This is a genomic window from Microvirga tunisiensis (assembly GCF_009296175.1).
Classification (GTDB): domain Bacteria; phylum Pseudomonadota; class Alphaproteobacteria; order Rhizobiales; family Beijerinckiaceae; genus Microvirga; species Microvirga tunisiensis.
This window is the reverse complement of record NZ_VOSK01000249.1, coordinates 1-9457: the sequence shown is the minus strand read 5'-3', so window position 1 is coordinate 9457 and position 9457 is coordinate 1. Positions and strand designations below refer to the sequence as shown.

The window sequence follows — 9457 nt, the reverse complement described above, 5'->3', positions numbered from 1 at the left end:
CGACGCCGACCCGTATCGACAATCTCAACTCGATCCATAGCCGCACTGTCCTTTTTGACGTCAATAAGGACAGTCAGTGCCAAATCCGACAATTCCTACAAGGCGGCCCACCTCGGATGCGTACGTTCAGGCAGTTGTCCGCCTCTCGCGCTGCGGACATGATTTGCAAGGCTCTCGCCCCGAGCGTCACGCTCCGAGGCCGCGCGGCAATGGAAAGGAATTGAAGGCAACAACTGCCGAAGAGGCACGCCTCAGGGACAGAAGTAGCCCCGTGCACTGTCCGAAAAGCATCGTGCTCCATTGGGAAGGATAATCCCGCCTGCTCCGTCGGTTGGGATATAGGCCCCGGTGGAGATCGTGAATCCGCCATTAGAAGCGGCAGGCACGGTTGAGCCGTCCGGCAGGGTGAACTTGCCTTCCCTGTAGGTGATGTGCCGGGTGTATCCTGGCGGAAGACCCGTCGGGAGAGGGGCTGGGGGCACGGGAGGTGCTGCCTGTGTCGACCCGAGATTGGCTGGCGGAACGGGCGGGGACAGCGGCTCGCGTGACGAAACGCAGCCTGACAGGACAAGGCCCATCAGCACGATTGCCGGCACTCGCATCAAATTTCTCCGCTCGGTCAGCGTTGGCGTTCGCGCCAAAGATAGTGGAGTTGATCCCGATCTGAAGCAGAAAATCGATCTGCAATCTTTCACGTTGATGGCTGTCGCTTGTCCACGTGCGGCGCCATCACCTTGGCGATTTCCTCCCGAATGACCCGCAGGATCCCGAGGCCGACTCTAGGTTGCCTCAGGTTCACGTCCTTCTTGGCGCATGATCTCGTCCAGCATGAGCTGCCGATGCCTGCGCCATGTCTGAAGGAGGTGTTCGTAGTCCTGAAGCAGTCTCTCGGCTTCCGCCGTATCGTGAGCACGCTCGGCCATCTGCTCGATCAAGACACTCTGCTTGGCTACGAGCCTCTCGCCCGCAGCAATGTGAACATCTACCGTGGCGAGGTCCTCGCGGTCTTCCCAAGCATCGGGCATGGCGCCGCCGATAACGAGCCGCTCATCTGAAGAGGGCGCTTTAAGTATTTAGATGCGTAGGGGCAACTCATCGATACAGAACGTTTCGAAATTTAACACACAATCGATCCTGTCAATTTCTGAGGTGAGAAGTAGGCCAGATATAGGCCAGGGGGCGCGAACACGGTCACATGACCGGGCGCGGCCCTTTTTCATGGGCGCGTGCGGCCGGTCACAGGCATGCGCGTGAAACCACGTGCGTGCCAAACCTACTGCGTGCGTGAAAACCGGCCGCGCAGTTCTGGTCAAGGCTGCGGGGACACCTCGGCCATAGTCGCGTCAGCGTGAATTGACGTCGGCTCAAGATGGAGCATGATCAAGGCCTGCGTGGAGAGAGGGATCTGGCCTGGTGGAAGCCGGGTGTAAGGAACCGCCCACAGCCGAAGCCCTGGAGCGATCCGGGGCTTTTGGCGTTTTCGGGCTGCGCCTTTCCGATCAGCCCTTCTGACAAGCGGTTCAGCCTCGGGCGAGGACCGTTGACGCTGCTCGGCACCAGGCGCAGACTCAAAGCCTGTGGTGGTCGCGCACGGGGCTCGGACTCCTGCCGCGCCCGGTGTTCTCCCCACAGGCAAGGCCTCGGGTCGCCCCTGGAGGCCTTCGCCGTCTCCAGGCCGCGAATTTCATATAACCTCGAGTATGGAACCGGCCTTAAAGTGTTCGTGGCGTGTTGCTGGCCGCTTTCGAGCACTGTCTGCGCCTGTTCAGTGCGTAGCTCTTGGGCCCTGAAACGCTTGCCCTCAGCTTCCGGAATAGTTCCAAAATAGAAACGCCCTGGCCGTAGGTCGCTCGATCCTCCAGCCAAGGCGTCTGTGTGCCAAGGGAACTGACACCTATTGGAAGTGGCGCATCTGGCTTGATCGTCAATGCCGCTCTACCGCGAGTACAGGATCGGTCCTCGTCCCTCTATGCCGCCAGGCTGCGTGATTGTCGCCGGTGAGAAACCCGGGACAGAGACATCTGAGCTCTCGTGGTTCGTCTGGCTCAAAGGGAAGCATGATATTTGTTAGAGCGGGCACTCGGCGGGTTGAGATCTGTTACGAGGACATCACGGGGGCTCCTCGCTGTTCGCATTGAGGCGACCTACTTTCCACCGGGCGGCTGTCAACCCGCCCCACGTTTCCTCATACTTCCCCATCAGAATGGCGCGCCCTCATCGGAATCCACCTGCTAGGGCTCGATCCGTCCGCGATCACGCCCGGCACATTTGCCCGGTCCTGCGGTTGATCCTGGAAAGCCGGAGCGACGAGATCCTGTTCGAGCTTGGAGATTCGGCGGTCGCGGCTACCTGTCAGGTCAGGGCTAAGCCCAGTATCATCAACCAGGCTCGGACTCGCCGCGAATGGAAGGCGGCAGCATGGATGAGAGGCTGACGTACGCCATCGGGGACATCCACGGGCGGCTCGACCTCCTGATGGACTTGCTTTCTCAGATCATCACTCACGCGAACGGGCGCTCCTGCAAGCTCGTGTTCCTGGGCGACTACATCGACCGCGGGCCCGACAGCGCCGGTGTCCTCGCATTGGTGCGTCGGTTTCAGCAGCACTGGCCAGAGAGCGTCATCTGCCTCAAAGGCAACCACGAGGCCATGCTGCTCGAGGTTGTGACGGAGCCTGCCGTCACCTCCTGGTGGCTCGGCAATGGTGGGGACACGACTCTGGCATCCTTCGGCGTCTCGCATCCCGGAGATCTTCCGGCTGACGTACTCTCCTGGATCGCGGGTCTTCCGACCTTGTACGAGGATGAACACCGCTACTTCGTTCATGCCGGTCGTCATCCTGACCTCAGGTTGTCTGAGCAAGATGATCAGACCAAGCTTTGGATCAGAGGCGAGTTTCTGTTGGTTGACTACAACTTCGGCAAGCATGTGGTTCATGGCCATATGCCGAGTGAGACCGGCTGCCCAGAGGTGCGCCCCTACCGAACCAATCTCGATACCGGTGCTGTGTTCAGCAGTCCTCTGACGGCCGGCGTGTTCGCGGACGAGCGCGGGCCCGCCGTCGCATTTCTGAGGAGTCCAGACGGGTGATGCCACTCCTGTTCCACCTTACCACACCGCCCTGGGATGGCGTCTTAAGCGACGGAGGGGCTGATGCCTGTGACGCCAGGGCGGACGCAGTTCTTCGGGCGGCATCCTGCGCGGCGGCTGCCGCGATCGTGGCTCGGCTTGACTGCCAAACAGTAGTCGACCTCTCCCCCGCGTATCTGGCCAAGCGGTTCAGCTCAAGAAGACTTGGCGCCTCTGCCTTGTCGATAGATCCGCTTGGCTAGTGTGCTCGCGTCTTCCCTGGCCTTATCCGAAAGCTTCTGCCTGATGTCACTGAGGCAGCCAAGCGCCTGCTGACAATCAGAGCAGCGGACGATTGAGGCATCATGAGACTTCGTTGACACGAATGCGCGTGTGGATCCACAGCCCGAACAAAGGTAGCTCAGGCTCACCGCGTCCTTGGCTGCTAAGTATAGTTTCCCTCAGTCCATTTGGTTGGCCTCCGCTAGAGCAGCCGGCGGCTAGTTTGTCTTGAAGCTCGCCGGCGTGACGAGAGGGCGGAACGTTGGCTCATCCTGCCGCTTGGGCCCAGCCACGACATAGGATCCAAGCTTCGGCAGGATGGGCGTCGCGATAATACCTGCGATGAGGGCGAATGCCGCAATGGTGAGCCCCACCCGTCCAGAGACAGCCACCAAATCCTTGCGCGTCATGCGAAGCCCTCAGGTTGTTGAGGCTGCCAGGAGCGTAACTGTTCCCAAGGCATTAGCAAGTGCGCCACACTTACTGGGGTCCTCACGACGCGATGAGGGTTCCTCTCAATACTATGGATTGTAAGAGCGAGTGCACGTCACTTTGAATGGTTTGCTCAGACCGCGGGAATGGCGTCCTCGGCACAGGACATCCACTCGTTCTAAAGCCAAGTGCAGGCGTTTTATGGTTTAACCGCTCACGCGGCTCCAAGATCGAGGAGCACGTTGACGGCGCCAACAAGGTTGTCATTGGCGTCATGCAAGGGAGTGGGAAACGGCCGGAAATGTACCCGGGTGCCGTCGGGCCGCTCTGCAACAGCAGTCACGCCCCGGATCCTCCGATCCTCGCGGATCGCGACGGCCATTGGGCAGCGGTCATGCGGCAGCGGAGCACCATTGAGAGTGTAGATGTGCCAGGAGCCGCACCAGCGGTCCCGCCCCAGCACCGGACGCCGTCCCCACAGGGCCACGGCAGCCTCGTTGTAGAAGGTGATGCGTCCTGTTGCGTCTGTCGTATAGACCGCAAAGGGAAGAGCTGCGAGGAGGTCGGCATAGCGCGCCTCGGCGGATTTCTGGTCTGCTGCGGAGCGACTGACGTACTCGATCACTTGATCAGGGCTGGTGTGTCTGGCCAGGAGCTGCAACAAGGCCTTCCTGACATGCTGGCGAATGGGCAAAGTGGCGTCGGCCTCGAGCGAGGAAACTGTCTCAGTCAAAGAGTTCCGTCGTGCGATCCATTGTGTCGTTGGGACATAGAACAAGTAGAAGCCATTAAACCGCACGCCAGTCCTGGCGGCTCGGTCGCCAAATCCTGGTGGCTGAGGATCACCGGAGCGAAGTGTTCCCACATAAGCCCACTGTTCGGACTCGATAAAGCAGGGGATTGGGTATTCTTCCGGCACGGCACAGAGGATCTCGGGCCGCTGCTTGTTTCGGAACAGGTTATAGGCGCAATCGCTTGCCTCGGGCTTAGCAGACGCCAATGAATGACCGGACTTCACGATATTTCTTCCCAGGCCTCAGGCCGTTTTCGTTTTTGATTCGCAACGCCTTAGCGAAACCCTGCCTCTTCTGTGTGGCTTTTGTGCGCCTCTAGGAGGTACCGCTATGGGGCAGAAGTCCTAGACGATTTGAACCCCCCTTCCACTCTGATTTGTTGTGCCCTTGAGAGGCATCGTCCTATTGGCGCGCCCGGCAGCTGGCTGCCCGGTCCCGCTGCTTCATGCTCCAAGGCACTGCATGTGTCGCAAGGCCTGAGCAATCGAAATACCTGTCTTGGACGCACGTCGCCTCTGCCGCTGATGGAGCATGGGTTCCGGTGATCAGCATCCGGGCAGACTGTGTCCGGGAGGCTACAGACATCGGCGCGCAAATCCGACAGATGACCCAGCCCGATTGCTAGCAGCGTCTGCCAATCCTTTCAAAACCATCTCAGTATTTCAAAGGTCTCGACCATGCGTCAGACAGAAGTCTCAACGGCTGACTTTTCTCCTGTTGCTGCGCCCACCTTCACGCGCGCCGCGATCCGATTTGGTGTCTCCCTTGCTGCCTTGATCGGCGTGAGCCTCCTGCTGGCCAGCCTCTGAGAGCATCTTCCGGCCTCTGTGCCCTTTTCGGTACAGCCACAATCGTGTTCATCGGGCATTGTGGTCCGGTCCATGATGGAGCGGCTGGGGTCGGTCCTCCCTGGAACTCAAGCGCCTCTGCCATGCGCGGGGCGCTTCTCTTTGCCAGGAGCGGGTCAACAGTCGGCACACTCCTCGTCCAGACGCCGCTTTCACTCGCATGGTTGTCTCCTAGGTTTAGAGCGGGGCTACGGGCCATCGACCAACGATGGAGAGAGACCACACCGCGTGCGCATGGTGGATTGCGTCAGGTCCAGTTGCCTAGAAGCAACGGTCGTGTGAGTTCTTTTTGGGGTCAAGAGGATTGAGCATGCCTTACACACTCTCCCGGCTTGCTCCCGGCAGTTATGACGTGCTGCGAGATGGGGTGATCATCGCCAGCCTGGTGCGGAGCGGCACAACGAGCAATGCCACCTGGACAGCGGAGCTCCTGGTGGACGTGCATCCCAGGAGAAGGCCTGCCCCCTTCACAGAGACAGAACACACGTTCGGCAGCCTGGAAGAAGCTCAGAACTGGCTTGGTGGAGCTGAGATCCAGGACACCGGTGGCGACAGCAGGACGTAAGGAGCCTCAGGGCATGCCAAAACAGAACCATTCGGCCAGACATGAGCAAGAGGGCAGGGGTGACGCCCTTGAGGCCTACCTCCTTGAACACACTCCCGGCTTACGGGACCACGACGCGGCCCAGCACAGAGCCTTCCTCCAGATTGAGGACGATGCGTATGGGCGCTATCCCGATCCGACACCAGACGATATCGCTGCGGCGGAAGCGGCGGAGGCTGCCCTCCCGGCCAGGAAGAGGACGGAGGTTCAACTGCGTCGCAGCTTCGTGCTCCTGGCCGTTCACCTTCCCAGCGAGGTCAGGCGCAGTCGCAAGCGCTTCGTGCAGCGGCATCAGCGGGCCTGGAACAGAGCCAACCCGACACCGCTGACATGGGAAGTCGAGCGAACCCTCACGGCAGCCTTCATGAACGCTGATGGGCGCTGAGTGCCAACCGGGACGGCAATGAGGCGTCGCGGATCTGACTGATCCAAGTACTCCGCAAGGGTGATACCGGGACCCATCGGCTTGGTGTAAGGCAGGCCACAGACGCGGCGCACCAAAACTGACAAGAGCGCCAGCTTCCAGGGAATTCCCATGATGTCCATTCCGCTGCTGGCTTCCGCCAGATCGCCCGCCCGTGATTGCACCTACAACCTGTTCCGGAACAGGCAGCGGCCCGAACTTCTCTGTGCCGTGCCGGAGGACCGCCCGGTTCCCGGCTTTGTTGTCCCAGGCGACTGGAGGTTTGAACGGGCGCTGCGGCCGTCGGATACGAACCCTCCAGGCTTTGAGGACAGGGCTGCCCAGGTCGGTGTGCGGTTTAATGGGTTCTACCTGTTCCAAATCACCGACTCGCGTGAGGAGATGGCGGCTTAGCCCAAGCTCCTCCGTCTGCGAGAGGGAAAGGGCTTGGGCGGCGAGGGAAGGCGGGCATGTGCCTGATCACACACGGATTCAACTACATCAGCTCGGTGGCTGAAGCCGCCCGTCGTGCCCCAAGCAACATTGCTCATCGGCTCAAGCCGTCTCCTGGCTTGTGCAGACTGTTCGCTCAGAAAGCAGCATGGACCTGCTCAATCATCTCACAAGGGAGATCTGATGCAGTCAACGGCACACTCTCCAATCCTGGCTGGCGGGACGTCTGCCCTGAGGTGGTCCACGGTTGGAGCCGCCGCCTCAAGACCGACCGATGGTAGCTTGCATCAGAAAGGCTTTGCATGGCCATGCCGCTATCCTCGGCGTTCTTTGCCCGGAATGCTGTCACCGTTGCGCAAGATCTTGTCGGAGCCACTTTGCTCGTCGACGGGACCGGCGGCGTGATTGTTGAAACGGAGGCTTACACCGGCGACGATCCAGCCTCCCACAGCGTTGGCGGCCCAACCCCCCGCAACGCGGCCATGTTCGGTCCTGCCGGGCAGGCCTATGTGTACCGGTCCTACGGGATCCACTGGTGCCTGAACTTCGTCTGTCGGCCAGGAAGCGCTGTCCTGATCAGAGCCTTGGAGCCAACCGTCGGGATCGCGATTATGATGGCACGGAGAGGCCACGACGATCCACGTCGTCTCTGCTCAGGGCCTGGCCGTCTGTGCCAAGCTCTGGGTGTGACAAGCACTTATAACGCGCTGCCGTTGGACCAAACACCCTTCCAGGTCTTCAACCGAGAGGGCCCGGTCGAGGTTACGGCAGGGCTGCGCATCGGGATCACCCGGGCCGCTGACAGGCCTTGGCGCTTTGCGCTTGCGGGATCGCGCTTCCTCAGCCGGAAGATCTGAGAGCGATCTGAGAATAGACCGATGCTCACCATCCGCGCCGCGGATCACCCTGCCGCGGGTCATCGGTAAAGCCGGGCGAACCCTCATAGGGCTCATCGCGACGCATGCGCTGCGGTTCGTCTAGCCAGCGCGGCTCACGCCTTGGCTCCGGTTCCGAAACGCCATTCAGGAGGGCAAGGCTGCCCTGCAGCACGGAGCGAATTGTATCGACAGCCATTTCGGCGATGTCGCGCAGACGAAGCTCGCCGATGTCGGCCCCGGAGCGATGCTGAGCCTGTCCATATGGGGCATATGCGTCTGCAGGAGGACGCTCCGGCATCAGGCCCGAGAACACACCGGCTCCGCCCAGAATGATGAGCAGAACCAGAGGAACCACAAGCCGGAACGCCAGGCCGACAAGCCTGGACACGATGACGTAGCCGATGATCAGGACAATTGCAGTCGCGATGATGCCGATGCTCAAGGTACCTGTAGCCTCATAAGGGTCGATGCGGAGCGCAGGCCATCCACGATATCGGCGGCTTTTTTTGTGGATCGGATGAATAGGTTCGGGGCCTCTCAGGATGCGCAACCTCTCTGCCGTATCCGCTGACGGTATTCCGGCCGGGTATCCGTTAGTGATTTGCCACAACGATGGCCCATCCCAGAAGGGCGAGGCCGCCGATCAGGCCAGCCCACTCGATCGAACGGGTGAAAGGAAGGCCGAATGGATCAGGTGCTTGGATCTCGGCGAACTCGTTAGGACGCGGCTTCATGACTTTCGCCTACCGATCACAGGCGGACGACGTTGAACGCCAAAGCCAGGAGCGTCACGGCACCTGCGAGTGCAGCAAGACTGCATAGATGCGCCACCAGATCGTTGGCAGGATGGGTCTCTGTCTGATTCATAGCTCGCCATTAACCAAGCCATCCTAATCTGAGCAATTATTCTTTCTGGTTAATGCCGCGCTTTTCTAAACGTTGGACTATGGCGATCGCATGGGATTGTCACACCAATCCTGGTCGCGCCTTTCCCCACCCAATGAAAACAGGTTCCATAATCTTTGTTATGCGACTTTATTTAGCCGGCTAAGTCTCTTGCCTCTTGGGACATGATCGCCGCCGTGAAAGCGTCAAAGGGCCACCGGCGTTAACTCCTCGTTGAGCATACTTCCCTCACATTAGCTGAGGTCCCTTGGAGGTGGTGAGATGCGGGTGTTGCTGATCGAGGATGACATCTCTGTCACTCAGAGCATCGGGCTCATGCTCCAGCGCCTCAATGTCCAGATCTCCGTGGCCGATCTGGGCGAGCACGGCATCGATCTCGGCCGGCTCCCCGACTACGACATCATCCTGCTCGATCTCAACCTCCCGGACATGTCAGGCTATGATGTCCTGCGCCAGCTGCGGCTGGCCAAGGTGAGCACGCCCGTCCTGATCCTCTCAGGCTTGGACGGTATCCAGAATAAGGTCAGAGGCCTCGGTTATGGCGCCGATGATTACCTCACCAAGCCGTTTCACAAGGACGAACTCATCGCCCGCATGCAGGCCATCATCCGCCGCTCGTCTGATCAGACCGAGGCCGTCCTTCAATGCGGCGATCTGACAGGACGGATTCAAGCAGTCGTCGCAACACGTATTCTGTTGACCTGCCGCAGCCACTCGTCAAGCACCTCGGCAGGGGATCTCCAGCCCAGCGTCTTTCTCGGCCTTGCATTGAGGGCGGCTGCCACGGC

General features: G+C 60.2%; 10 protein-coding genes and 2 pseudogenes. 7 read left to right on the top strand and 5 right to left on the bottom strand.

All coding sequences use genetic code 11. The annotated features are described in order from the left end of the window. Positions 1-251: 251 nt before the first annotated feature. On the bottom strand, positions 252-602 hold the full coding sequence (locus FS320_RS32130; protein WP_152716499.1) for a hypothetical protein: 351 nt from the start codon (positions 600-602) through the stop codon (positions 252-254). 237 nt (positions 603-839) lie between these two features. Here FS320_RS32130 and FS320_RS45410 point away from each other — a divergent pair, with 237 nt between their 5' ends. Further along, entirely contained in the window at positions 840-1055 is a 216-nt protein-coding gene (locus tag FS320_RS45410; protein ID WP_153885355.1) for a hypothetical protein, read from the top strand. A 1363-nt stretch (positions 1056-2418) separates the two neighbouring features. After that, entirely contained in the window at positions 2419-3090 is a 672-nt protein-coding gene (locus FS320_RS32120; protein ID WP_152716497.1) for a metallophosphoesterase family protein, read from the top strand. A gap of 479 nt (positions 3091-3569) precedes the next feature. Here the strand turns inward: FS320_RS32120 and FS320_RS32115 are convergent, their stop codons facing one another. Further along, positions 3570-3761 (bottom strand): hypothetical protein, encoded by a 192-nt coding sequence (locus FS320_RS32115; RefSeq protein ID WP_152716496.1) that lies wholly within the window; start codon positions 3759-3761, stop codon positions 3570-3572. Positions 3762-4009: 248 nt separating this feature from the next. Then, positions 4010-4354: pseudogene (locus tag FS320_RS32110) on the bottom strand (PAS domain-containing protein); the annotation flags it as partial. A gap of 1381 nt (positions 4355-5735) precedes the next feature. On the opposite strand from FS320_RS32110, the gene FS320_RS32105 reads away from it, so the two are divergent. The 4 genes from FS320_RS32105 to FS320_RS32090 all read left to right on the top strand — a co-directional run bounded on the left by FS320_RS32105 (position 5736) and on the right by FS320_RS32090 (position 7742). Next, positions 5736-5990 (top strand): hypothetical protein, encoded by a 255-nt coding sequence (locus tag FS320_RS32105; RefSeq protein WP_152716494.1) that lies wholly within the window; start codon positions 5736-5738, stop codon positions 5988-5990. A gap of 13 nt (positions 5991-6003) precedes the next feature. After that, a complete protein-coding gene (locus tag FS320_RS32100) occupies positions 6004-6414 on the top strand; it encodes a hypothetical protein (RefSeq protein ID WP_152716493.1) in 411 nt (136 codons plus the stop codon). Positions 6415-6564: 150 nt separating this feature from the next. Beyond that, positions 6565-6846 carry a hypothetical protein gene (locus FS320_RS32095; RefSeq protein ID WP_244627536.1) on the top strand — a complete coding sequence of 94 codons (282 nt, stop codon included), beginning with the start codon at positions 6565-6567 and terminating at the stop codon, positions 6844-6846. Positions 6847-7193: 347 nt separating this feature from the next. Beyond that, complete coding sequence (locus FS320_RS32090) at positions 7194-7742, top strand: DNA-3-methyladenine glycosylase (RefSeq protein WP_152716500.1); 549 nt, start codon at positions 7194-7196, stop codon at positions 7740-7742. Positions 7743-7767: 25 nt separating this feature from the next. Here FS320_RS32090 and FS320_RS32085 read toward each other — a convergent pair whose 3' ends face one another. Then, positions 7768-8205: a hypothetical protein gene (locus tag FS320_RS32085; protein WP_152716492.1), complete on the bottom strand. Its 438-nt coding sequence runs from the start codon at positions 8203-8205 to the stop codon at positions 7768-7770. 151 nt (positions 8206-8356) lie between these two features. Then, entirely contained in the window at positions 8357-8497 is a 141-nt protein-coding gene (locus FS320_RS45405) for a hypothetical protein (RefSeq protein WP_153885354.1), read from the bottom strand. A gap of 433 nt (positions 8498-8930) precedes the next feature. Here FS320_RS45405 and FS320_RS32080 point away from each other — a divergent pair. Further along, positions 8931-9383, top strand: a pseudogene (locus tag FS320_RS32080) (response regulator); the annotation flags it as partial. Positions 9384-9457: the final 74 nt, after the last annotated feature.

What these genes read in the sequence shown, in the direction of transcription:
- FS320_RS32130 (WP_152716499.1), bottom strand. Translation starts at nt 602, where the DNA reads ATGCGAGTGCCGGCAATCGTGCTGATGGGCCTTGTCCTGTCAGGCTGC.
- FS320_RS45410 (WP_153885355.1), top strand. Translation starts at nt 840, where the DNA reads ATGCCTGCGCCATGTCTGAAGGAGGTGTTCGTAGTCCTGAAGCAGTCT.
- FS320_RS32120 (WP_152716497.1), top strand. Translation starts at nt 2,419, where the DNA reads ATGGATGAGAGGCTGACGTACGCCATCGGGGACATCCACGGGCGGCTC.
- FS320_RS32115 (WP_152716496.1), bottom strand. Translation starts at nt 3,761, where the DNA reads ATGACGCGCAAGGATTTGGTGGCTGTCTCTGGACGGGTGGGGCTCACC.
- FS320_RS32105 (WP_152716494.1), top strand. Translation starts at nt 5,736, where the DNA reads ATGCCTTACACACTCTCCCGGCTTGCTCCCGGCAGTTATGACGTGCTG.
- FS320_RS32100 (WP_152716493.1), top strand. Translation starts at nt 6,004, where the DNA reads ATGCCAAAACAGAACCATTCGGCCAGACATGAGCAAGAGGGCAGGGGT.
- FS320_RS32095 (WP_244627536.1), top strand. Translation starts at nt 6,565, where the DNA reads ATGATGTCCATTCCGCTGCTGGCTTCCGCCAGATCGCCCGCCCGTGAT.
- FS320_RS32090 (WP_152716500.1), top strand. Translation starts at nt 7,194, where the DNA reads ATGCCGCTATCCTCGGCGTTCTTTGCCCGGAATGCTGTCACCGTTGCG.
- FS320_RS45405 (WP_153885354.1), bottom strand. Translation starts at nt 8,497, where the DNA reads ATGAAGCCGCGTCCTAACGAGTTCGCCGAGATCCAAGCACCTGATCCA.